The 23,331-nt window shown below is 65.9% G+C and carries 20 protein-coding genes; 11 read left to right on the top strand and 9 right to left on the bottom strand.

Going from position 1 to position 23,331, the window contains the following annotated elements:
• Positions 1–175: 175 nt before the first annotated feature.
• Entirely contained in the window at positions 176–940 is a 765-nt protein-coding gene (locus ACP7DW_RS22125; RefSeq protein WP_426056543.1) for a phosphoribosyltransferase, read from the bottom strand.
• A gap of 4 nt (positions 941–944) precedes the next feature.
• On the bottom strand, positions 945–1,784 hold the full coding sequence (locus tag ACP7DW_RS22130) for a universal stress protein (RefSeq protein ID WP_426056542.1): 840 nt from the start codon (positions 1,782–1,784) through the stop codon (positions 945–947).
• A 235-nt stretch (positions 1,785–2,019) separates the two neighbouring features.
• On the opposite strand from ACP7DW_RS22130, the gene ACP7DW_RS22135 reads away from it, so the two are divergent.
• The 5 genes from ACP7DW_RS22135 (at position 2,020) to ACP7DW_RS22155 (ending at position 10,668) form a co-directional block, all read left to right on the top strand.
• The gene (locus tag ACP7DW_RS22135; RefSeq protein WP_426056541.1) at positions 2,020–3,303 is read left to right on the top strand and encodes an efflux RND transporter periplasmic adaptor subunit; all 1,284 of its coding nucleotides are present in this window, start codon (positions 2,020–2,022) and stop codon (positions 3,301–3,303) included.
• Positions 3,304–3,625: 322 nt separating this feature from the next.
• Positions 3,626–5,716: an ABC transporter permease gene (locus ACP7DW_RS22140; protein WP_426056540.1), complete on the top strand. Its 2,091-nt coding sequence runs from the start codon at positions 3,626–3,628 to the stop codon at positions 5,714–5,716.
• Positions 5,709–7,166 carry an efflux transporter outer membrane subunit gene (locus ACP7DW_RS22145; RefSeq protein ID WP_426056539.1) on the top strand — a complete coding sequence of 486 codons (1,458 nt, stop codon included), beginning with the start codon at positions 5,709–5,711 and terminating at the stop codon, positions 7,164–7,166. The genes ACP7DW_RS22140 and ACP7DW_RS22145 overlap by 8 nt, the downstream gene beginning before the upstream one ends.
• 61 nt (positions 7,167–7,227) lie before the next feature.
• Positions 7,228–9,843 (top strand): magnesium-translocating P-type ATPase, encoded by a 2,616-nt coding sequence (gene mgtA / locus ACP7DW_RS22150; RefSeq protein WP_426056538.1) that lies wholly within the window; start codon positions 7,228–7,230, stop codon positions 9,841–9,843.
• Positions 9,844–10,008: 165 nt separating this feature from the next.
• Entirely contained in the window at positions 10,009–10,668 is a 660-nt protein-coding gene (locus ACP7DW_RS22155; protein WP_426056537.1) for a BON domain-containing protein, read from the top strand.
• Between the two features lie 279 nt (positions 10,669–10,947).
• On the opposite strand, the gene ACP7DW_RS22160 is transcribed toward ACP7DW_RS22155, so the two are convergent.
• Both ACP7DW_RS22160 and ACP7DW_RS22165 read right to left on the bottom strand, forming a co-directional pair.
• Positions 10,948–11,466, bottom strand: coding sequence for a flavodoxin family protein (locus ACP7DW_RS22160; protein WP_426056536.1), 519 nt, complete (start codon positions 11,464–11,466; stop codon positions 10,948–10,950).
• A gap of 62 nt (positions 11,467–11,528) precedes the next feature.
• Entirely contained in the window at positions 11,529–12,203 is a 675-nt protein-coding gene (locus ACP7DW_RS22165; RefSeq protein WP_426056535.1) for a nitroreductase family protein, read from the bottom strand.
• 340 nt (positions 12,204–12,543) lie between these two features.
• Here ACP7DW_RS22165 and ACP7DW_RS22170 point away from each other — a divergent pair, with 340 nt between their 5' ends.
• The 3 genes from ACP7DW_RS22170 (at position 12,544) to ACP7DW_RS22180 (ending at position 16,073) form a co-directional block, all read left to right on the top strand.
• A complete protein-coding gene (locus ACP7DW_RS22170) occupies positions 12,544–13,269 on the top strand; it encodes a lipid-binding SYLF domain-containing protein (RefSeq protein WP_298405775.1) in 726 nt (241 codons plus the stop codon).
• A gap of 455 nt (positions 13,270–13,724) precedes the next feature.
• Positions 13,725–14,162 (top strand): universal stress protein, encoded by a 438-nt coding sequence (locus ACP7DW_RS22175; protein ID WP_426056534.1) that lies wholly within the window; start codon positions 13,725–13,727, stop codon positions 14,160–14,162.
• Positions 14,163–14,438: 276 nt separating this feature from the next.
• Entirely contained in the window at positions 14,439–16,073 is a 1,635-nt protein-coding gene (locus ACP7DW_RS22180; protein ID WP_426056533.1) for a bifunctional aminoglycoside phosphotransferase/ATP-binding protein, read from the top strand.
• A 151-nt stretch (positions 16,074–16,224) separates the two neighbouring features.
• Here the strand turns inward: ACP7DW_RS22180 and ACP7DW_RS22185 are convergent, their stop codons facing one another.
• Complete coding sequence (locus ACP7DW_RS22185; RefSeq protein ID WP_426056532.1) at positions 16,225–16,692, bottom strand: pyridoxamine 5'-phosphate oxidase family protein; 468 nt, start codon at positions 16,690–16,692, stop codon at positions 16,225–16,227.
• 339 nt (positions 16,693–17,031) lie between these two features.
• Between ACP7DW_RS22185 and ACP7DW_RS22190 the strand changes: the two genes are divergently transcribed.
• The 3 genes from ACP7DW_RS22190 (at position 17,032) to ACP7DW_RS22200 (ending at position 19,017) form a co-directional block, all read left to right on the top strand.
• Positions 17,032–17,478 (top strand): Hsp20/alpha crystallin family protein, encoded by a 447-nt coding sequence (locus tag ACP7DW_RS22190; RefSeq protein ID WP_426056531.1) that lies wholly within the window; start codon positions 17,032–17,034, stop codon positions 17,476–17,478.
• 71 nt (positions 17,479–17,549) lie between these two features.
• Positions 17,550–17,975, top strand: a complete 426-nt coding sequence (locus ACP7DW_RS22195; protein WP_426056530.1) for an Hsp20/alpha crystallin family protein — start codon at positions 17,550–17,552, stop codon at positions 17,973–17,975.
• A 46-nt stretch (positions 17,976–18,021) separates the two neighbouring features.
• Positions 18,022–19,017: a zinc-dependent alcohol dehydrogenase family protein gene (locus tag ACP7DW_RS22200; protein ID WP_426056529.1), complete on the top strand. Its 996-nt coding sequence runs from the start codon at positions 18,022–18,024 to the stop codon at positions 19,015–19,017.
• Between the two features lie 336 nt (positions 19,018–19,353).
• Here the strand turns inward: ACP7DW_RS22200 and ACP7DW_RS22205 are convergent, their stop codons facing one another.
• From ACP7DW_RS22205 to ACP7DW_RS22220, 4 genes are all read right to left on the bottom strand, one after another.
• Entirely contained in the window at positions 19,354–20,781 is a 1,428-nt protein-coding gene (locus tag ACP7DW_RS22205; protein ID WP_426056528.1) for a bifunctional enoyl-CoA hydratase/phosphate acetyltransferase, read from the bottom strand.
• Positions 20,778–21,560: an enoyl-ACP reductase FabI gene (fabI, locus tag ACP7DW_RS22210; protein WP_426056527.1), complete on the bottom strand. Its 783-nt coding sequence runs from the start codon at positions 21,558–21,560 to the stop codon at positions 20,778–20,780. The genes ACP7DW_RS22205 and fabI overlap by 4 nt, the downstream gene beginning before the upstream one ends.
• 27 nt (positions 21,561–21,587) lie before the next feature.
• The gene (locus ACP7DW_RS22215; protein WP_426056526.1) at positions 21,588–22,367 is read right to left on the bottom strand and encodes a universal stress protein; all 780 of its coding nucleotides are present in this window, start codon (positions 22,365–22,367) and stop codon (positions 21,588–21,590) included.
• 158 nt (positions 22,368–22,525) lie between these two features.
• On the bottom strand, positions 22,526–23,331 hold an 806-nt coding region (locus ACP7DW_RS22220; RefSeq protein ID WP_426056525.1), incomplete at its 5' end, for a transposase.

Consider the following 23,331-nt stretch of genomic DNA (forward strand, 5'->3'; position numbering starts at 1 on the left):
CGCCATACAGCACGAACCTGACAGATGCCCAATGGACCTGGTTGCGGATTTGTTCGAGCGTATGCCGGGACAGCGAGGCACGTCCGTGCATTACAGCCGACATGGGAAAAGCACGTACTCTTGAGAGCGTGCACTCCTGCTTGATGCGGTATTGTTGGGTGCTGCAGGGCAGGATTCAGGGGCCAGGAATGTTTGTGGATGATAGGGCAACTCCTCGTTCTGCAGGGTAGCATGGGTCTGAATGTCGGGGGATACCTGTTTTTGCGCGAGTTACTTGCGTCCAGTGCTTCTCAAGCAAATGCATGACTACGGCGTCACTGACTTGCCGAAAGTCCTTGTACCACTCGCCTACCGAAGTGAACGGGAACGGCGAGTGCAGGCATATCACCTCGTCGGCAATGCTGGCCAGCGCTTTGCGGCTTGCGCGGGGAGCGACGGGGACGGCGACGATGATTTTCGCCGGTTTCATGCGGCGGGCAACCCGAATCGCCACGGACATGCTTGAGCCGGTCGCAATGCCGTCATCGACCAGAATGACAATTTTGTTGTGCAGCGGCAGGGCGGGCTTGCCGGCGCGATACAGGATCTCGCGCCTTGACAGCTCCGCTTTTTCCCGGTCGATCAGGGCGTGCACCGTTGCCATGTCCGTTCCGGATGATTGAATCTTGTCCCGGTGCAGCAGGCACATCTCTTCGCCCGAAACGGCCCCCAAGGCATATTCGGGCTGGCTTGGCAGGCCGAGTTTGCGTACCATCAAGATATCGAGGGGAACGGCCAGCGCCCGCGCCACCATATAGCCGAGCGGGACGCCGCCACGCGGCAACGCCAGCACCAGCACATCCTGATGGGCGGCGTACGCTACCAGCCGCCGAGCGAGTAAATGGCCTGCATGAAAACGATTTTTAAACAGGGGGATGCATGCATCGTCTCGCTTTGCCACCTCCTCAGTGTGACAGCAGCACGGGGAGTTTCGCTTGACTGAGCAAATGGCGCGTCGTGCCGCCCAGTATCCATTCCTGGAAGCGGCTGTGCCCGTATGCCCCCGCGACGATCAGGTCGGCGCCGCTGTCCAGGGCGTGCCGGCACAGGGCCATACCGTATTGCTCGGCGGTGACGCTGCTGTGCACTTCCACCCGCACGCCGTGGCGCGCCAGGTAGGTGGCCAGGTCGGCGCCCGGCTCGTCGCCGTGCTGCCCGAATCGCTGGCGTGGATTGAACACGGCGATCTGCACGCGCTGCGCGCGCTGCAAGAGGGGCATGGCGCCCGCCACGGCGCGGCTGGCAGCGGCGCTCGCGTTCCAGCCGATGACGATGGAGCGGCCGGGTACCGTCGCGGCGTCACCGGCGTCGGGAATGACCAGCAGGGGGCGCGGGCAGTGCAGGGCCAGGTAGCCGGGCAGGCGTGTCGACCAGATGAGGCCTGGATCGCTCATATCGCTCTGGCCGGCGATGAGCAGGTCGCAATATAGCGACTGCAGTATCAATGCGTCGGCGGCGCTGCTGTCCTGGAAACGGGTTTCATAGGAGAGCACGCCAAGGCGCTTGCAGCTGCTGTCGAAGCGGAGCAGCTGCTCCCTGGCCGCCTCGCGCAGCGGTTCATAGTCGAGCGGTGGTGGCGGCGCCAAGGTTGCCGCGCCAAATACGAGGTAGTCGAGTTGGGCGCCCCCGCTGGCCGTTGTGCCGATCAGGTGGGCGTCGTGGTCGCGCGCCAGCGCCGCCGCCACTTCCAGGCGCCGTTCGAAACCGGAAAACTGGTCCGCATATATGAGAATGGTCTTGTACATGCTCCGCTCCGTAGTGGCAGGCAAGGGGATTTGAGGCCGATTCGCCGTTTCATGGATGGCAGGCTAATCCTGTACGCCCAGGGAAATTTTTATTATGGCCGGCTTCCCGATATGGGGGATGATCTGGATCAGATGTCGTATGGGCGCGGCTTGATCTGCGTCATGCGGCAGGGCGATGCCGCGATATAGGATGACAGGGCGCTGCTTCATTCATCCGTTGGAGGCCTTCCGGCTTATGCATGCCATCCCGACAGGCACGATCGGCAACCCGTCTGAAGCGGGGCCGGGCAGTGCTATCCATGGCAGGCGGCAGCGGGCATGGCTGCTGGCCACCACCTGCGTGCTGGCGTTGCTGCTGGTCGCCGGAGGCTATGCCTGGCGCCATGCCACAGGACCGCTGCCGCACTATGCGACCGTCGTGGCCGGGCGCGGCAGCGTCGCGCCGGCGGTCGTGTCCAGCGGCGCCGTCAATCCCGTCACCACGATACAGGTCGGCACCTATGTGTCGGGCGTCATCCAATCCGTCCTGTGCGATTTCAATACCCGGGTGAGGGCCGGTCAGCTGTGCGCCCGGATCGATCCGCGCCCTTACCAGACCATCGCGGAGCAGGAATCGGCGTCGCTCGGCATGGCGCGCGCACAGTGGGCCAAGGACCGTGCCAGTCTCGACTATGCGCAGCGCATCGATGCGCGCAATGCGGATCTGCTACAGCGCGGTATTGTCTCGCAGGAAACGGCCGACACCTCGCACAGCGCCTGGCTGCAGGCCAGGGCGCAGGTGGCCCTCGACGCGGCGGCAGTGGCACAGCATGAAGCCCAGCTGAAAGCGGCGCGCATCAATCTCGGCTATACCGACATCGTCTCGCCCGTCGACGGCACGGTCGTGTCGCGCAATGTCACGCAGGGGCAGACCGTGGCGGCCAGCTTCCAGACGCCGACCCTGTTCCTGATCGCCACCGACCTGACGCAGATGCAGGTCGACACGAATGTCAGCGAATCCGATATCGGCCGCATCGCCGAGGGCAATGCCGTTACCTTCAACGTCGCCGCGTACCCTGAGCGGCAGTTTTCCGGGCAGGTGCGGCAGGTGCGCCAGGCGCCGCAAACGGTGCAGAACGTCGTGACCTACGACGTGGTCGTCGACGTGGCGAATGCCGACCTGGCGCTCAAGCCGGGCATGACGGCGGCGATACGCATCGTCACCAGCCGCGCCGACCATGTGCTGCGCGTGCCTGGCCAGGCGCTGCGCTATCGTCCGACGACGCAAGCCGTGCAGCCGGATGGCGCGGCCACGGCGCAACAGGCCGGCGGTCCTGGCGCCCGCGCGGGACAGGTCTGGATATTGGCCGGTGGAAAGCCGCATCGGCTGCCCGTCGCCACCGGCCTGGAGGATGACGCGTATGCGCAAATCATCGGTGGCCCCTTGCGCGAAGGCGACGCGGTGATCGTCTCGGAACGCAGCGCGGCCGCCAGCCGCGCTCCGGTCGCGCCCTTCGGCCTGCCGGTGCCAGGACGCTAAGTAATCCTCGGGAAATTAGTGTGAATTTATGACGAACAGAACCGGATGCTATGCAAGGCGCCCGCTGCGACGCAGTGCGGGCACTGCTAGCAGAGGGCAACGCCGCAGAGCGCCGGTTATGGCAGTCAGAAATCACAATAATTTATTGGGGGTTACTTAGAGCCTATCCCAGTAGGGAGCGTCTTCTGCTGGCAGCGCATCAGGAGCGCGGACAAGGCGTGAGGAGGACGCGTGGCGAGCCACGCGACGACGATCAACGCCGTCCCCGCTTCTGAGGGGCGCCAGCAGGGGATGTATTCATCTAATGGGATAGGCTCTTAGCATGGGCGACATCTGCATCGAACTGCGCAACGTCACGCGCACGTATCGCGTCGGCGAAGTCGATGTGCACGCCTTGCGCAGCGTCAACCTGACTATCGGGCACGGTGAGTTTGTCGCCATCATGGGTTCCTCCGGCTCGGGCAAGTCGACCTTGATGGCGCTCCTCGGTTGCCTGGACCCGCCCAGCGGCGGTGAGTATTTCTTTGAAGGCAGGAACATCGCGCAACTGAGCGAACCGGAACTGGCGCACATTCGCAGCACCAGCCTGGGCTTCGTGTTTCAGAGTTTCAACCTGCTGCCGCGCACGAGCGCGCTGGAGAATGTCGCCTTGCCCCTGTTTTATGCCGGGCCGCTGGCCGCGCAAGGCAGCCGGCGCGTGGAGCGGGCCCGCGCCGCACTGGCGTTGCTGGGGCTGGGCGAGCGCGAGCGGAATACGCCGGCGCAATTGTCCGGTGGGCAACAACAGCGCGTGGCCATCGCGCGCGCCCTGATCAATACGCCGCGCGTGTTGCTGGCCGATGAGCCGACCGGCAATCTCGATACGCGCACCTCGCACGAGATCATGCAGACGCTGGTGGCGCTGAACCGCGAGCAGGGCGTTACCGTCGTGCTCGTCACCCACGAAACCGACATCGCCGCCTACGCGCAGCGCGTCGTGACGATGCGCGACGGCGCGGTGCTGTCCGACGTACGCACTGCGGGCAGCGCCGCGCCAGCGCCCCTGGCCCTAGCCACCCCGGCCGCGACGCCACCGGCGCCGCCCAGCGGGGCGCACATTGCCGTGTCCTGGTCATTCCTGTGGATGCTGCTGACGGCGGCGGCCCAGGCGCTGCTGCGCAACAAGACGCGCTCGGCGCTCACCATGCTCGGCGTCTTCATCGGCGTGGCCGCCTTGATCGCGATGATCGCCGTGGGTCAGGGCGCGAATGACGCCGTGCGCCGGCAGATCGAGAGCCTGGGCACCAACCTGTTCGTCGTCGTGCCCGGCGCGACCACCAGCGGCGGGGTGCGGGCCGGTTTCGGCAGCGCGTCGACGCTGACGGTGGCCGACGCCGACGCCATCGGCCGCGACAGCACGCTGGTCGGCGCCGTCAGCTACCTGATCCGGCAGGGCGGCCAGGTGCAGTATGGCGACCAGAACTGGACTACCGCCATCCAGGGCGTGACGGCCAGCTATCCGGCGGTCACCAACTGGCATCTGGCGCAAGGGCGGGGGCTGAGCGCCGACGATGACCACGGCGCCGCCCTCGTCGCCGTCATCGGCGCGACCGTGCATCGCCAGCTGTTCGGCGCCGATGACAGCCCGGTGGGCGCGACCATCCTCGTGCGCGGCGTCCCGTTGCGTGTGGTCGGGCTGTATGCGCCGAAAGGCCAGACGGCGTACGGCCAGGATCAGGATGACCTGGTGATGATCCCGTTCGGCACGGCCGAGCGCAAGATACTCGGCGTGGCGGCGCCCAGCCAGCAGGCGAACGCCGCGTCGCCGTATCCGCCGCCGCCCAATCCCTTCGGCCTGCAAGCCAGGCTGACCGGCTATGTGAACCAGATTTATGTGCAGGCCGCCAGCGCGGCGCAAGTGCCTGCGGCGATCGACGAGGTGCACGCCATCCTGCTGCGCCGGCACCGCATCCGGCCCGGCGATACGCCGGATTTCAATGTGCGCAACCTGAGCCAGATCGCCGATGCGGCCGAAGGCAGCAGCCGGGTCATGGCCGCGCTGCTGGCCGTCATCGCCTCGATCTCGCTGCTGGTGGGCGGCATCGGCATCATGAATATCCTGCTCGTCTCGGTGACGGAGCGCACGCGCGAAGTGGGCTTGCGCATGGCAGTCGGCGCCCACCGCAGCCATGTGCTGCTGCAATTCCTGGCCGAGGCGGTATTCCTGAGCGTTATCGGCGGCATGGCCGGTATCGCGGCGGGAACCATCGCCACCGCGATCATCTCGGCGCTCGCCAAATGGCCGACCGTCATCTCGCCGGCGGCCGTGGCGGGCGGTTTCCTGTTCTCGGCCGCCGTCGGCATCTTTTTCGGCTACTACCCGGCCCGCAAGGCGGCGCGGCTCAATCCGATCGAGGCCCTGCGTTATGAATGAGTACGTTTCCCCTCCGCTGACGCCGCCCATGCGCCGGCCTGGTGGCGTGGCGGCGGCCTTGCTGCTGGCATCCGCCTTGCCCGGCTGCACCGTCGGCCCCGATTTCGTGCGTCCGGCAGCGCCATCCTTCGAACATTACACGCGACAAGATCCTGCCGCCCTGACGGATGGGGAGGGCGGCGTCACGCAAGCGCTGCGCAGGGAGCAGGCGGTGCCCGTGCGCTGGTGGCAGGCATATGGCTCGCCTGCGCTGGACGAGCTGGTCGCGACAGCCGTGGACGGCAGCGCGACCCTGGAAAGCGCGCGCGCCACCGTGGCGCAAGCGCGGCATGTGCTTGATGCGGCGCGCGGCGCGCGCTATCCGCGCATCGACTTGACGGCCTCGGCCGCCCGCACGCATGGCGCGCGCGACGGTGGACAGGGCGGCGCCGCGAATGTCCTGTCCTTCGGGCCGGCAGTGAACGCCAACACCGACGCGTTCGGCGCAAACCGGCGGCGCGTCGAACAGGCGCAGGCATTGGCGGACTATCAATTGGCGCAATGGCAGGCGGCACAGCTGAGCCTGAGCGGCAATACCGTGCTGCAGGCGATCGCCCTGGCGGCCGCGCGCGAGCAGATCGCCGCCGTGGGCGACATCATCGCCGTCGACCGGCGCAACCTGGAACTGGTGCGCCTGGCAAGCGAGGCCGGCAAATCGGCGCGGCTCGACGTGCTGACGGCGGAAAGCCAGCTCGACAGCGACCGTGCGCTGTTGCCGCCGCTGCAGCAGCAAGCCAGCGTGGCCGCGCATGCGCTGGCCGTGCTGGCCGGCAAGACGGCGCCGTGGGAACCGCCTCCCTTCACTCTGCAGGACTTCAGCTTGCCGGCAGAGTTGCCGCTGGTGCTGCCGTCGCTGCTGGTGCGGCGCCGGCCCGACATCCTCGCGGCGCAGGCGCAGCTGCACGCGGCCAGCGCGGCGATCGGCATTGTCAGTGCGCAACTTTATCCCGACATCACCTTGAGCGCGCAGTGGACGGCGACGGGGGCGAGCGTGGGCGGCCTGTTTGGCGGCGCCAGCCTGTGGAACCTTGCCGCCAATCTCGTCGCGCCCGTCTTCGATGCGGGCACCCGGGCGGCCCAGCGCGCCGCCGCCACCGATGCCTATGCGGCGCAGCTGGGCGCCTACCGGCAAGCCCTGCTGCAAGCGTTCGGCCAGGTTGCCGATACGCTCGAGTCGTTGCGGCACGATGCCGCCTTGCTGGAGGCGCAGCGCAAGGCGCTCGGGACGGCGCTGGCCGTGCTGGATCTGACGCGGCAAAGCTACCAGGCGGGCCAGGCCAGCCTGCTGCAATTGCTCGAATCGCAACGCCAGTACCAGCAGGCGCGCCTCGGCCATGCGCGCGCCCAGGGGCAGCGCTACGCCGATACGGCGCAGTGGTTCATCGCCATGGGCGGGGCGCCTTCCCCTTGAGCGGCGCGTTGGTCGCACGGCGCGCCGGCACGGGCGCGTCGGCGGAACGATGGAGAGGGCCATGTCGACACGCAGGTGGCAGGTGAAACGGCAACGCCGCCAGGCGGAAACGGCGCAGCTGCTCGCCCTGAGCAAGCTCGATGCCGAGGCATGCTGCGCGGCGCTCGGTTCCACGCCGGCGGGGCTGGACTGGGAGGCCGCGCAGGCGCTGCTGCGGCGCTATGGCCCGAATGTCGTCAGCCGGGAAGAGTCGCCCGGCATGGCCCGCCAATTGTGGCAGCGCACGCGCCACCCGCTGAATGCCTTGCTGCTGGGCCTTGCGGGCGCGGCTTACGTGCTGGGCGATGGCCGGGCGGCGCTGCTGATTGTCCTGATGACCTTGCTGGCGATCGGCATGTCTTTCCTGCAGGAGCATCGATCGAGCGCCGCCGCCGCGCGCCTGCGCTCGATGGTGACGAACAGCGCCAGCGTGCGCAGGCGCGGGGTGGACGGGAAGGCCGCCTGCACCGATGTGCCCATGGCAACCCTCGTGCCCGGCGATATCGTCGTCCTGGCGGCGGGCGACATGGTTCCTGGCGACTTGCGCCTGCTCGAAGCGAAGGATCTGTTCATCAACCAGGCGGCGCTGACGGGGGAAGCCATGCCAGCCGAGAAGTTCGCCGGCCCCAGCGCCGTGGCCGCCGATACGCCGTTCGAGCTGCCGAACATGTGCTTCATGGGCGAGAACGTGCTGAGCGGCTATGCCACCGGCCTCATCGTGCGCACGGGCGGCATGACTTTTTTTGGCGAACTGGCCGGCCAGGCGGCCGGCAGCCGGCCCGCCACGGCGTTTGACGTGGGCGTGCGGCAATTCACCTGGCTGATGATACGGTGCATCGCCGTCATGGTGCCCCTGGTCTTGCTGATCAACGGCTTGAGCAAGCATGACTGGCTGGAGGCGCTGATGTTCGCGCTGGCCGTCGGCGTCGGGCTGACGCCGGAAATGCTGCCGATGATCGTCACCGTCAACCTGGCCAAGGGGGCGCTGGCCATGTCGCGCACGCAGGTCATCGTCAAGCGCCTCGATGCGATTCAGAATCTGGGTGCGATGGATATCTTGTGTACCGACAAGACGGGCACCTTGACGCAGGACCGCATCCTGCTCAAGCGCCACCTGGATTTGCGCGGCAAGGAATCCGAGCGCGTGCTGCGTTATGCGTGGCTGAACAGCCATTTTCAGTCGGGCTTGAAGAATCTGCTCGACGTGGCCGTGTTAAAACATGTCGAACTACATGGTTTGCTGGGCGTCGATGCGGGCTATGCCAAGGTCGATGAAATCCCCTTCGATTTTTCCCGGCGGCGCCTGTCCGTGGTGGTGGCCACGCCGGAAGGGCGCCACCTGATGGTCTGCAAGGGCGCGGTCGAAGAAATCATGGCCGTCTGCAGCCGCTACGAGGCAGACGGCGAGCGCGGCGTGCTCGATGCCACGCATATTGCCGCCGCCAAGGAGCAGACACGGGCATTGAATGACGATGGCTTTCGCGTCGTCGCCATTGCCTACAAGGACGTTGCCGAGAATAAAGATGCCTACCGCGTCGCCGACGAGGCGGGCCTGACCCTGGCCGGCTATATCGCCTTCCTCGATCCGCCCAAGGAGAGCGCCGCCGCCGCGCTCCAGGCACTGGCGGACAGTGGCGTGGCCGTGAAAATCCTTACGGGCGATAACGACGTCATCACCCGCAAGGTGTGCCGCGAAGTCGGCCTGGACGCGGGCGAGGTGGTGCTGGGCAGCCGCATCGACAGCCTGGACGACGTGGCGCTGGCCGATCTGGCGCAGCGCACGCGCGTCTTTGCCAAGCTGGCGCCGGCGCAGAAGGCGCGCGTGGTGCGTTTGCTGCGCAGCAAGGGGCACGTGGTCGGCTTTCTCGGCGACGGCATCAATGACAGTGCGGCGCTGCAAGCGGCCGACGTGGGCCTGTCGGTGGACAGCGCCGTCGATATCGCCAAGGAGGCGGCCGACATCATTCTGCTGGAAAAGAACCTGCTGGTACTGCGCAGCGGCGTACTGGAGGGGCGCAGGGTATTTGTCAATATCACCAAATACATCCGCATGGGCGCCAGCGCGAATGTCGGCAACATGCTCAGTGTGCTGGGGGCGAGCCTGTTCCTGCCGTTTTTGCCGCTGGCGCCGATCCAGGTGCTGACGAATAACCTGCTGTATGACTTTTCGCAAACGGCGATCGCGACGGACAATGTCGACGCGGCCGACATCGCGCTGCCGCGGCAATGGGACATCCAGGGCATTGTCCGCTTCATGATGTTGCTGGGACCGGTCAGTTCGCTGTTCGATTACGCCACCTTTGCCATGATGCTATGGGTATTCGAGGCCTGGCAGGACGCGGCGCTCTTCCAGACGGGCTGGTTTGTCGAGTCGCTGCTGAGCCAAACCCTGATCATCCATATCATCCGTACGGCCGGACCGCCCTTCGTGCGCAGCCGGGCCAGCGCAGCCTTGTCGGCCACTGGCGCCATCGTTTGCCTGGCCGGCATCTGGCTGCCGTACTCTCCCCTGGGGCCGGTTCTTGGCTTTCTGCCCTTGCCCGCTGCGTACTGGCTCCTGCTGCCGCTGTTGCTGTGCGCATATGGCGCGCTGGCGTATGCGGCGAAATGGTATGACGAGCGGCGCTGGGGCCGGTAAGGCGGAAGATTTCCGGTGTACTGCTTGGAGCGAGGCGGTAGTGCAGCCTTCATGCACGATTGATGCGGATCAAGGGTGGCCATTGACCTGCTCCTATGCTGGTGGGAGTGACACGCGGCCCGGCCTGACGGCGGGGCCACCATCCATCGGGTAACGGAGGTGCATATGCTGAGCGATAGTGAAGTCAGAAAGAACGTCGAACACGAACTGGACTGGGTGGCTGATGTGACCGCCAGCGATATCGCCGTAGCGGTCAAGGATGGCGTGGTCACGCTGTCGGGATTCGCGCACAGCTTCGGTGACAAGATGCGGGCCGAACGCTGCGTCAAGGGCGTGGCCGGGGTGGCCGGCGTGGCCAACGATATCGAGGTCAGGCTGGCCGGCCAGGCCCGGCCCGATCCTGAAATCGCGCGCGATGCCGTGGCGGCCCTCAAGGCGCAGTTGCCCAGTTCGTCCGAGGCGATCAAGGTGGTGGTGCAGGATGGCGTGCTGCGGCTGGAGGGACCGGTGGCGTGGAATTACCAGCGTCAGCGGGCCGAGGAAGCGGTGCATGACGTGCGCGGCGTGCGCAGCGTCGTCAACCAGATCAGTTTGCGGCCCAGTGCCTCGGCCGGCGAAGTGCGGCAAAAGATCATTTCGGCCTTCCAGCGCAGCGCCACCGTCGACGCGGCCCGCCTGACCGTCGAGGCGCGTGGCCCGCGCGTGGTGCTGAGCGGCACGGTGCGCTCGTGGACGGAGCGCGAAGATGCCGAAAAAGCGGCCTGGAATGCGCCTGGCGTGACGGAAGTGGAAAACCACGTCAAAATCAATCCGACGCTGACATAGCCGTCGGCCTAGTGTCGCTGGTGTCGTGCCGCAGGGCGCAAGTGAAGCGGCATGTCCGCCTGCCCCTGGCTCTTTCTTGCGCCGTTCCTGCGAACGTTGCAGCACGGCGTGACGAATGGGCGCGAATGGGCGCTCTCGGTGGGCGCTCCTGGGATTGGCCCTGCCCGCTGTCATCTCGCATTGGCGTGCTGCCTTTGGCGGCTATCTATCTCTACCTAGGTGGGGTCGCCTGGATCGCGGCTATCTGCAAGGAATAGGCTGCCGCCTGGACGGTAACTCCTAGACGGGCGACAGCCGGGTGGCGAATTCGGGCGTCCTTTGTTCGAGGCGGCCCAGTTCTGCGGCCAGTGCCGTCAATTGTTCGATATGGTGGCCAGATCGCACTGCATGTTCGCGCAGGCACAGCCTGGCAATCGGTTCCTGGTGGCACAGCGCGGCCATTTCGTCGAGCGCATCGTCGCCGCCCCGTCCGCCCATGGTGCAAAACAGGCCAAGCCGGTGGAAGTGCTGGCGCTGCTGCTCGATATAGCTGCGCATGGGGGCGCTCATGTGGCCCGCCCAGACTGGGGTGCCCAGCACGATGAACGGATAGTCGGACGGATGCCGTTGCGTGGCGGCGATGGGTGCGGGAATGCGACGCACGGCATGCCATACGGCGCGCAGGAAGCCGCCGGCATTGCGGTAGGAGCGCAGCGGCTGCAGCACTTCGATATCCGCGCCGCATGCGGCAGCCAGCGCATGGGCGGCCTGGTCGGTCACACCGGTGCGCGAATAGTAGACGATCAGACAGCTTTTCATGGTGTATTCCTCCAAGGACAGATGGTGGCGAGGTGGTGCGAGGTCTGGGTGGCGGAGCCGCGTCAGCTGGCGCGACCGTTCGCGTGCCCGTCGGTCATGGGCGCCACAGACGTCGCGCGACCGGGAAAACCCACCGTCTGCGCCAGTATGATGCGCTGGGTGTCCCGCAGCCCCAGGACGTGCGCCAGCACCGGGCGGTCCACCCAGGCGCGGGCCACGGTCGCGAGGCCCTGCGCGGCGCAGAACAGGTAGACATTCTGGCTGATGAAGCCGGTGTCGAGCGCGGCATAGAATTTTTGCTCCCAGCGGGGAGCGTGCTCCATCTTGGCCAGATCGGCGACATATACCAGGTTGATGGGCGCGCCGGCGACGAAGTCTTGCCAGCCGGTGGCGGCGCGCACATCGCGCTGCCCCAGCTGGCGCAGTGCGCCGGCGGCAGGTTCGAACAGGAACAGCCCGTCTTCCTGGGCCACGTAGATATCGATCTCCTGCCAGTTCTTCGCCGATGGCGCGGTGCGCTGTCCCGTCTCCCGGCGGTTCACGCCGCAGGCGGCCCACAGCAGCTGCGCCAGCACCGGCGCCGGTACCGGGCGCGACGAGAAAAGACGCTCGCTGCGCCGCTGCTCCAGCACCTGGCGCAACGACTGGCTCAGCGGTGTCAGTGTGGTTTGTCCACTCTCGAGTGGCAGGTTGTGCAGCAGCGGATCGCTGGTCAGCAGGCTCGTTTCCGGACTCATGGCATGCTCCTTCCGATAGGGATGGCAGGTTCAGGGTCTGACAACTTCCAGGAGGCGGATGCCTCCGGATGTGGGTTCGACCCGCGGACCGGCGAAAGAGTTCGCGCTGTTTCGCCATGGCGCGGCACGTGCTGGCCTGCGGTACGGCGACGCCGAATAGCGCCTGCCAGGACACTTGGCAGACTGAGCATTTACCGTCTTGTTTCGCGTCAACTCTCGTCCATGCATTTTCCGCGCCTTTGTCGCACATCAAAGCGTCCAGCGCACGCCGTCCTAGTATGGTGCTTCCGCGCCGGTCATGGACGGCGCATCACGACAGGTTGCAAGCACAGGAGGACGTATGCATATCCAGCACCATATCAAGGCATGGCTTTTTGCCGGATTCATAGGCGCATTCGCCGGTGGCGCCACGGCGCAGTCCGGCGATGGCGCGGCTGCCAGGAATGAGGCGGGCGCCGAGACGGCGCAGACGGCGGCGCAGCGGGTGACGGAAGCGCTGGCCGTAGTGCGCCAGCTCGACGCGGAACCGCGCATGAAGCAACTGCTGCAGCAGGCAAAAGGCGTGCTGATCGTTCCTTCCTATGGACGGGCCGCATTGGGTATCGGTGCGCATGGCGGCGCGGGACTCTTGCTGTTGAAGCGCGCCGATGGCGGCTGGAGCGGCCCCGCTTTCTACAATCTGGGCGGCCTGACGGTCGGCTTGCAGGCCGGCATCGAAGGGGGGGCGATGGCGATGGTGCTTAACAACGACAAGGCGGTACAGGAATTCATGAAGAAGAATAACTTCTCGCTGAGCGCCGCCGCGGGCCTGACGGTGGTCAACTGGAGCAAGCTGGCCCAGAGCACGGCGGGCAACGGCGACGTGGTGGCCTGGAGCGCCTCCAAGGGCTTGTTTGGCGACGTGCTGACGGTGGGCTTGAACGATATCCGTTTCAATCAGCGCATGACCAATGCCTATTATGGCCGTGCGCTGTGGCCGCAGGATATCGCCGCCGGCACGGTGAGCAATCCGCAGGCCCAGCCGTTGCAGCAAGCCCTGGGCAGCGCATCCACGGTCGCCAGATAGGGCCAGCCTCGTTGCCGGCGCCATGCCAGTCATCTGTGGCGCCAGTAGCCGTGCTTGCTGCCTGTTCCGGCTCTGCCCTATTGGCAGGTGGCCGGGCAGCAAGACATCGCGGTAGCGAGCTGGTTGATGTTAACGCTAAGTAATCCTCAGGAAATTATTGTCAATTTATGACGAACAGAACCGGATGCTAGCAGCGGGCAAGCCTCGTCGGCCACCTTGCAGAGCGCCGGTTATGGAAGTCAGCAATCACAATAATCTATTGGGGGTTACTTAGAGCCTATTCCACTAGGGAGCGTCATCTGCTGGTAGTTCATCAGGAGCGTGGACAAGGCGTGAGAAGGATGCGTGGCGAGCCACGCGACGACGATCAACGCCGTCCCCGCTTCTGAGGGGCGCCAGCAGGGGATGTATTCATCTACCGGGATAGGCTCTTTGTACCCTGCAGGGAGCACGCCATGTTTCAACATATCTTGTTTCCCACGGATGGAGAAGCCCCGTCTCGTGCGGCGCTGGCGCAGTGCGTGGCGTTTGCGAAAGACTGCGGTGCACGGCTGACGGCCGTGCATGTCGTGGCGCCGTTCCACGTGCTCAGCACCAGCGCGGAAATGCTGCGCGATACGCCTGAAACCTATGTGGCGCATAGCCAGGCGCGTGCCAGGGCTTGTCTTGAGCAAGTGGCCGAGGCCGCTCGTGCGCAAGGCGTCGTGTATGAGACGCTGGTCATGGAACACGATGATCCCCATGAGGCCATTATCGAGGCTGCGCACAGCCGCCACTGCGACCTGATCGCCATGGCGTCGCACGGACGGCGTGGAATGCGGGGCATGCTGATGGGCAGCGAGACACAGAAAGTGCTGACACACAGCAAGGTGCCAGTGCTCGTATATCGCTGACAGGTAGCCCTGCGGCCTGTGCCATCGCTCCGATTGCGTTATGTGGATGAGCGCAGGCGGCCTGGGTCGCAGCCATGGGGAAGCATGCGATGCTGTGTCAGTGCGCCGGTTTCTCATGCGTTCTCCGGCAGAGGCCGTAGCCGGTTTGCTGGCGCGTCCTCGCTTCCACTGCTCACGCCGGGGGCAGGAAGGACTTTTGCAAGGCAGGCTCCATTGAATTTTTCGCTCGATGTACGGCAAGGTCCTGTGTCGCCAGGCAGGCAGGACCGCGCGGCCATGCAACAGGCCCGGCTCTTGCACCTTCTGGCGCGTCGCCTGGAGAGCGATGGTGCGCGAGCGCAACTGATCGAGACCGATATCTCCTGGATACTGCTGACGGGCGATTTGGCCTACAAGTTCAAGAAGGCCATACGGCGCGACGTGCTTGATTATGGCAGCCTGGCGGCACGGCGCGTGGCCTGCGAGGAAGAGTTGCGCCTGAATCGGCGCCTTGCGCCGGAACTGTATCTGGGCCTGGCGAGCGTCAGCGGCAGTTGCTCGCGTCCCGTCATCGACGGGCCGGGAACGGTGCTGGAGGTGGCCGTGCGCATGCGCCGTTTCGCGCAGTGCGCATTGTGGCAAGCGCGGCTTGACGCCGGACGGCTTGGAACGGCCGAGGTCAGGGGCCTTGCGATGCTGCTGGCGGATTTTCATGCTGGCGCGCCGCGCGCCGAGCGGGCGCAGCCTTGGGGGAGCGCCAGGCTGGTGGCTGCCCGTACGCTGGAAGACCTCGATGGTGTTGCCGCCCTGCTGAGTGGCAGGCGCCAGCGCACCTTGCTGGCGGAAATCGCCGGCTGGCTCCGGGAGCAACACCGGCGCCTGGCGCGAGTGTTTGCGCGACGCAAGGCTGAAGGCCGGGTGCGCGAATGCCACGGCGATTTGCATTGTGGCAATATCCTGACGCTGGATGGACGGGTTCGCGTGTTCGATGGCATCGAATTCAATGCGGGCTTGCGCTGGATCGATGTGGCGCAGGATCTGGCGTTCATCTGGATGGATCTGCAATGCCAGGGGCAGGGCGCCCTTGCCGCGCGCCTGTTGAATGACTACCTGGAACGCAGCGGCGACTACGGCTGCCTGGCCGTGCTGCCCTATTATCGGGTGCAGCGGGCGCTGGTCCGCTGCAAGGTTGCCTTGCTGCGTGCCGTGTCCGGCAAGCCTGGCCGCATCGCGGCGCTGGCCCGGGCGTCACGCTATCTGGCGTTCGCGCATGCGTGTGCCGCGCCTGGCGCGCCATCGCTGATCATTGCCCACGGCCTGTCCGGCAGCGGCAAGTCATGGCTGTGCGATGGGCTGGTCGAACCGCTGGAGGCAGTGCGCCTGCGTTCGGATGTTGAGCGCAAGCGGCTGCATGCCGATGCGGTGACAGTCGGCCCGACATCCTTGCCGGGTGCAGGCATGTATGACCGGGCCAGCAATACCGCCACCTATCGTCAGCTGGCGCGGTTCGCGCGCACGGGCTTGCTGGCCGGGTTCCCGATGCTGGTCGATGCCGCCTTCCTGGAACGCGAGCGGCGCCAGGTCTTTCGCCGTCTGGCACAGCGCTGCCAGGCGGCGTTCCTGCTGTTGCAGGTGAGCGCACCGGTGGCCTTGCTGCAAGCGCGTCTGGCCGCGCGGGCACAGGCTGGCAGCGATCCTTCCGATGCGGACCAGGCCGTGCTGGCCTATCAGATGACGCATGCCGGCGCGCAAGGATTGTCGGCGGACGAGCTGGACGAGGCTGTGGCTGTCGTCAACGACGTGGAATTTGGCGGCGAGGCGTTGGCAGCGCTGGCATCGCGCTTGCGCGAGCGCTTGCAGCGACAGGCGCGGGCTGTGCCCGACGGGCAGGGCACGGTACTCTTATCGGACAGGCAAACGCCCGTCCCCTGAGAAATGCCGCCACCGGCCCGCGATGATGGCCAGTACAGGCCGCTTTTACCGGAATCAGGCGTTTCCGCAAGGCGTGTCAGGCGGGGAGCGTCACACCCGCTGACACCTCCGGGCCATATCGTGTTCTCGCCCGTCAGGTCACTTCCTTCCGTCAGGCTACGTCGTACAAGGTGGTATGGCCGAAGCCTTGCTCATAGTCGAGCACGGAGATCACGCTGGGTGTGATGCGCAGGAAGACGGCGCCGGCCCATGGCAGGGCGTTGGTTCCCTGCATCATGTCCCTGATGTGCGGGAACCGCCGCAACATGCACTCGGACGCATGCTGCGTTTCTTCCAGGTCATCGATGATGCGCGCCGTGGCCGCCATGGACAGGCCCTGGATATGCTGCCAGTCCGCATACGGCTTGGTGATGGCCAGCGAGACTCTATTGTTGCCCTGGATGTTGCAGGCTTTCTGGCTGCCCAGGCCCACGCCGACATACAGCGTCAGCCCATCGTGGGCATAGCTGACCGTGGTCGCCTGCGGATAACCGTCCGGGCGTATGGTGGCCAGGGTCAGGTCGGGCACCTCGTCGAGCAGGTGCAGCACGAACTGTCGGGTGTGGTGGTCCAGCAGCATGATGGCGCTCCTTGATAGGTGAGTGGGGCGAACAGGGGACGAGCCGTGCATTCCAGCTTACCTTGGTTGCGGCGGCACCGCCTGAGCACACCTTGATCGATATCATGCCGGGCGCAGTTAATTTCTGAGGGACGTGTAATCGAGCTCAACAAGAAGGTGATTCTTTCAACTCGCTGTTTGAGCAATGGCAAGACGGCTTGTTTGACGCATGTCAGAGAGATACTGCCCGGGTGGCCTATGCTGGGAGAGTCGTCTGTCGGCGCACCTTCGGGTGCACATGTGAGACGGCGTAGCACGCGCAGACCATCTGCAGGCCCATCACATTCAAGGAGATTCGCCATGGCCAACACTTTAACGCCCTTTAATCCATTGCGTGACATTGCCCGTTTCGATCCATTTCGTGAAATCGAGGATTTTTTCCAGGACTATGCGGCACTCCCCAGGCTGCGCATGGCCGATGCCGCCCCACGTATCCGGGTCGATATGTCGGAGACCGAGCAGGCGTATATGCTCAAGGCGGAAGTGCCCGGTGTCCAGAAGGAAGACATCAAGGTGGCCATCGATGGCAACCAGGTGTCCATTACCACCGAGGTGAAGAAGGAAGATCACGAAGAAAACGGCAATATGGTGCGCAACGAACGGTATTACGGCCAGCAGTATCGCAGCTTCAGCCTGCCGCAGGAGGTCGATGAGAGCAAGGCCGAGGCCAAATGCCACGATGGCATTCTGGAGCTGACCTTGCCGAAAAAACCTGGCGGTGGTGGCAGGACGCTGCAAATTCAGTAGTTCCCGCAGGCTGGCGCCGGTGGATGCTGGCGCCGCTTGCCACATACGGTGGCTTTTTACAGGAGAGCAACATGGCTGCAATTCTGCAACAGAGTGCTCCTTTGGCTGGGCGTTTTCCTTCCGTGGTGCGCCTGGAAGAACGTTTCCGGCGATGGCGTTTGCGGCATGCATTGCACGCCCTGCGGGGGCGGCGGCGTTTCCGGCTGGACGTCACGGAAGATGACGACGCTTACCTGGTGCAGGCGGAACTGCCCGGTTGTGACAAGGATGCCTTGCGGGTGGAAATCGATGGCAATGCCGTGCTGATCTTTGCCGAGGTGCCCCGCCAGGAGCGGGGCGGGACGGAAGGACCGCAATCGGAGGCGCAATACCGCTATTTCACGCTGGAACATGCCCTCGATGACAGCGCGGCGGCGGCGCGGTATCGCCATGGCATCCTGGAGTTGCGTTTGCCGAAAAAGAAATCCGGCCGGGGCCGGTATGTGCCGGTAAGTTGAGCGTGTTTGCGCGGCGCCAATGATAGCCATGACGCAGGCAGGCAGCATGTTGGCGATGCAATGGCAGGGGCCAGGCCAGGCATTGCGGCAGGTGCGTCTGCCCATTCCTGCCTGCGGTGAGGACGAGGTGCTGCTGCGCGTGCTGGCCTGTGGCGTGTGCCGCACGGACTTGCACATCGTCGATGCGGAATTGCCGCCACATCGCCTGCCTGTGGTACCGGGCCATGAAATCGTCGGCGAGCTGGTCCAGGCAGGCGCCCGTGTCGATCGCTTCAAGGTGGGCCAGCGCGTGGGCGTGCCATGGCTGGGCGGTACTTGCGGGCATTGCCCATATTGCCGCGCAGCGCGCGAGAACCTGTGCGACCAGCCTGTGTTTACGGGCTGTGACCGCGATGGGGGCTATGCGCAGTATGCGCTTGCCGATGCACGGTACTGCCTTGCCATCCCCGCCCGCTATGACGCCGCGCATGCGGCGCCGTTGCTGTGCGCCGGTTTGATCGGCTATCGCGCGTACGTCATGGCTGGCGCCGGGCGGCGCCTTGGCCTGTATGGTTTCGGCGCGGCGGCCCACTTGCTTGCCCAGGTGGCGCTGGCGCAGGGACGCGAAGTGTATGCGTTTACCCGTCCGGGCGACCTGCGTACGCAGCGCTTCGCGCTGTCGCTGGGCGTTGCCTGGGCTGGCGACAGCGACGCCGACGCGCCCGTGCCGCTCGATGCCGCCATCATCTTTGCGCCGCTCGGTGCGCTGGTGCCGGCCGCGCTGGCCGCCTGCGCCAAGGGCGGGACAGTGGTCTGCGCCGGCATTCACATGTCGGCCATCCCCTCGTTTCCCTATGCGCTGTTGTGGCAGGAGCGCTGCCTGCGCTCGGTGGCCAACCTGACTCGCGCCGACGGCGCAGCGTTCCTCGCTCTGGCAGACCGTTTGCCGCTGCAGACGGTGGTGACGACATTTCCGCTGGCCGAGGCAAACCGGGCCCTGGCGGCCGTGCGCGACGGGTCCATCGATGGTGCTGCCGTGCTGATACCGGCGTCGCAAGAGTGACTGGCGTGACACCGGTTTTGCGCGCGACAACAACGCCGTTTTCGGCGGCGGGCAGGCGCTTGCCGCGGCAAGCAGCGGACATGGCGACGATGCTTGCCCCCCGGCAGCCGGCAGCCGGCAGCTGGCGTCTGGTCTGATCGACAAGGCCGCCATCATCCGCAATGTCATCGAGCGGGCGCCTCGATTGTGCGCGACGCTGGCATCGACGGCGAGGCAGTGCTGGTGCGGGAGGGCAAGAGCGGCAGGCGCAACATGCGCAACATGCGCAACATGCGCAACATGCGCAACATGCGCTACGGACGTGACATCCGGCCAGCGTGCGCGGACAACACCGCTTCAGCTGACAGTCAGGCGCTGGCCGCGCTGATGGTGGGCCAGCACCAGCGCCAGTGCCGCCGCCGCGATCCGCGCCTCCTTGCCGTCGCTGCCGTGATTCAGGGCGATGGGAACCGCCGCGCCCGTCACCAGTCCGCAGCCGCAGGCGCCAGCCAGGCATTCGAGTTGCCCCGCCAGCATGCTGCCTGACTCCATGTCGGGCGCGATCAGGATATCGGCCTGGCCGGCCACCGGCTGCGGCAGGCCATGGCGCCGTGCCGCGGCGGGCGCGATGGCGCTGGCCAGCGTCAGCGGACCGTCGAGCAGCGCGCCTTGAATTTGCTGGCGCTGCGCCATCTTGCACAGCGCCGCCGCATCGATGGTCGAGGCGAGCCTTGGCGTGACGGCGTCCTGCGCGGCAAGGATGGCCAGTCTGGGTTCTTCCATGCCCAGCGCATGCGCCAGCTCGATGGTGTTGCGGATGATGGCGGCCTTGTCGTCGAGGCCGGGCCGCACGTTCAGCACGGCATCGGACAGCAGCAGCGGCCTGTCGCACACGGGGGTGTCGAGGTGGTAGATATGCGACAGCAGGCGGCCCGTGCGCAGGGCGGCGGTGGCGGCGACCGCTTGCAGCAGTTCGTCCAGCGGCAAGCTGCCTTGCATCAGCAGCGCCACCTCGCCGGCGGCGGCCATGGCGCACGCCCGTTCGGCCGCGGCGCTGCTATGCGCCACGTCCACGATCTCGGCGCCGTCCAGCGTGCGCCCGCAGGCGGCGGCCACGGCAGCCAGGCGTGCCGCCGGCGCCACCAGTACCGGGATGATCAGGCCGCGCGCGGCGGCGTCGAGCGCACCTGCGAGGGCCATGCCGTCGCACGGGTGGACGACCGCGCAGCGCAAGGGCGCCAGGCCGGCCGCGTGCGCCAGCAGGGCGGCAAAGCGCGCCGCGCTGTCGAACAGATACAGCTGCGGCAGATGCGTGCGTGGCAGGCTCACGCGCGTTGCCGGGGCGATCACGCTGGCGATACCGTCCAGTACCAGGGCGCCCGTCTGGTTGCGTATGTCGCACTGCAGCTCGACGCGCCGCTTGTCGTCTTCTTTCGACAGTACGCAGGCCTGCACGCGCAAGGTGTCGCCGACGCGCACCGGTCGCAGGAAACGCAGCGTCTGTCCCAGATAAATGGTGCCGGGACCGGGCAGGCGCGTCCCCAGCAGGCGCGAAATGAGCGCCGCGCCCCACATGCCGTGCGCGATCACGCCATGGAAGCGCGTCGTTTCGGCGTAGGCGGGATCGAGGTGGGCCGGGTTGACGTCGCCGGAAATGGCGGCGAACGCCGCGATGTCGTCACGGCCCAGGGTGCGGAACTGCTCGGCCGTCTGGCCGACCCGCAGGTACTCGTACGGGACGTTGACGAGCATGTCCGGCAGGTCCGATAGCGGCGTATCGCTCATGTGCCGCCCGCCACGGCATGGTAGCCGCCGTCGACATAGATGGTCTGTCCGCTCATGCCAGATGAGGCGTCGCCGGCCAGGAAGGCGGCCAGCTGGCCGATCTCGGCCAGCGTGACGCGCCGCCGCAACGGGGCATCGCGGCGGTTACGTTCCAGCAACGCATCGAAATCCTTGAGGCCGGATGCGGCCCGGGTCGGCACGGGACCGGGCGAGAGCGCGTGCACGCGGATATTGCGCGGCCCCAGTTCGCATGCCAGGTAGCGCACCATCGATTCGAGCGCGGCTTTCACGGGTCCCATGATGCCGTATTGCGGCATGGCTTCGTCCGCCCCCAGGTAGCTCATGGTCAGCAGGCTGCCGCCATCGGGCATGTGCACCTCGCATAGCTTGGCCAGCCGCGCAAATGAATGGCAGGAGATATCCATGGCGCGCAAGAATCCCTCGGCGCTGCTGTCGGTGACGCGGCCGTGCAGGTCGGCCAGGGGCGCCCAGGCGATGGAATGGATGACGAAATCGAGGCCGCCCAGCCTTGCCACCGCGGCTTGCACCAGTTGCGCCAGCGCGCCCTCCTGCCGTACGTCGCAGGCGAGCAGGGGAATGTTCAGGCTGCTAGCGGCCGGCCCGGCGTAGGGCAGGGCGCGTTCGTCCGCGCAGGACAGCACCAGCCTGGCGCCCAGCGCCTCGGTGCTGCAGGCGCAGCCATATGCGATGCTGTGCTCGTTGGCCAGGCCGAGGATCAGGCCGCGCTTGCCCAGCAGGGAAAATGGGGTGCCGGGCATGGTAGACGCGACAGACACATGTGCCGCCTAGTGCGACATCAGCACGGGCAAGGTCATCGAGCGCAGCAGGGTGCGCGTAACGCCGCCCAGCAAGATTTCATTCCAGCGCGCATGGCCATAGGCGCCCATGACGAACAGGTCGGCCTGCAGGTTCGCCGCCAGGGACAGCAGCGCCTCGCCCACCGGCTGGTCGAGCGAGGTGGTTTGCCGCAGGACTTCCACCTGGATGCCGTGGCGCGCCAGGTACAGCGCGATGTCGGCGCCGGGCTGGGCGCCGTGCACGCCATATTCGCGCTCCGGATTAAATACGGCAACGGTGACGAGTTTGCTGGCGCGCAGCAGCGGCAGCGCGTCGCCGATGGCGCGCGTGGCGGCGCGGCTGCCGTCCCAGGCCACCAGCGCATGCCGGTCCAGGTGGGCGCTGCTGCCGATGTGCGGCATGATCAGCACGGGCCGGCCCGCATGCAGCGCCACTTGCTCGGGCAGCTGCGCCGGCTGCGCCGCGCCGTTGTCGGGCCCGCTCTGGCTGAGCACGACCAGATCGGCATGGCGCGCCTGCAGCGTCAGGTTCGCCGCAGCCTCCTGCTCGCCCAGGCGGGTTTCACAGGACACGTCGAAGGTGCGCGCTTGCGCCTCGAAGCGTTCCAGCGCTTCCTGCAGCGGGCGCCTGGCATCGGGCAGGGCCGCTGGCGCGGCCGCGGCGCCGACCAGGTGCGCCTGCTGGTGCTGCGCGACCAATGCGGCCAGCGCGATGCGTTCGCGGCACTGCGGCGCGCCGTCCACGTGAACAACGATCGTCTTGTACATGGCCCGCTCCTTTCGGATGACTGACTGCCAGCGTAGCAAGGCGCCCGCGCCCTGCATGTGATCTACATCATGTGTGCGGCGATTGGCGGGAAAAAGCATGGGGCAGCGGATCTCATGCCGAGCCCGTTGCAGCGGCAACCATGCTAAGAGCCACCCCTTTAAAGGTGTACATTGACAGCCCCGTCTTTTAGTACCCGTGCCGTTGATACGTGGCGTCGGGCAACAGCACCGGCCACATAGCCTTTTTTCGCTGTTTTTTTCGGGCCGCGAGGGTGTTTGCGCAGCGTTTTTGGTTTGGCGTAAGCGGCAATCTGAAGCAGTAATTTGCTCAGCTCTGATGCACACATGGCGTCGTAGCGCCGCCATGCTTTGGTTGGCACAGCCATCACCATGCCGGCATAGTGCGCTCGTACCTCCACGGCCACATAGAACGGCGATAGCTCAATGCCGCTGGCAACCAAGTCATGCGCGCTACTTACCGCACGCTGCAAGACAGTCAGCACGTTATAGGCCAGGATCGCGATGCCGAACGCGAACAGGGCTGCGCGCGGGTGTCCGAGAGTCTTGACTTCACTGTGCAAGACCGATTCGAGCCGCTGGAACATTGTCTCGATCCGCCAGCGCTTGCTGTATAGGCGCGCAATGGCGCGTGCGCTGAAATGCTCTTTTGGTAGATTCGTCAGTAATCGGAGAATCATTTCGCCATCGTCAGTGGGCTTGTAAAGTTGCAGTTCAATGCGACGTAATGCTACCTTCTGTCCTGTAGCTCCAGGGATGGCAACGCACTGTTCAAAGACGGCGCCGGTCGCGATTCTCCCTCGATATGCAAGCTCGTCGAGCGGTGACGGATTGGGCGTACGACCGTGCTCACGCACGATGAAGGCACACCCACGGCGATCCCATTCGGACAGGATCATGCGCGTGCTGAAGTTGCGATCAGCAATCCACAGGTCGCCCGGATGCG

This window comes from Janthinobacterium sp. PSRC1-1 (genome assembly GCF_049897525.1).
GTDB classification, from domain to species: Bacteria; Pseudomonadota; Gammaproteobacteria; order Burkholderiales; family Burkholderiaceae_D; genus Janthinobacterium; species Janthinobacterium tructae.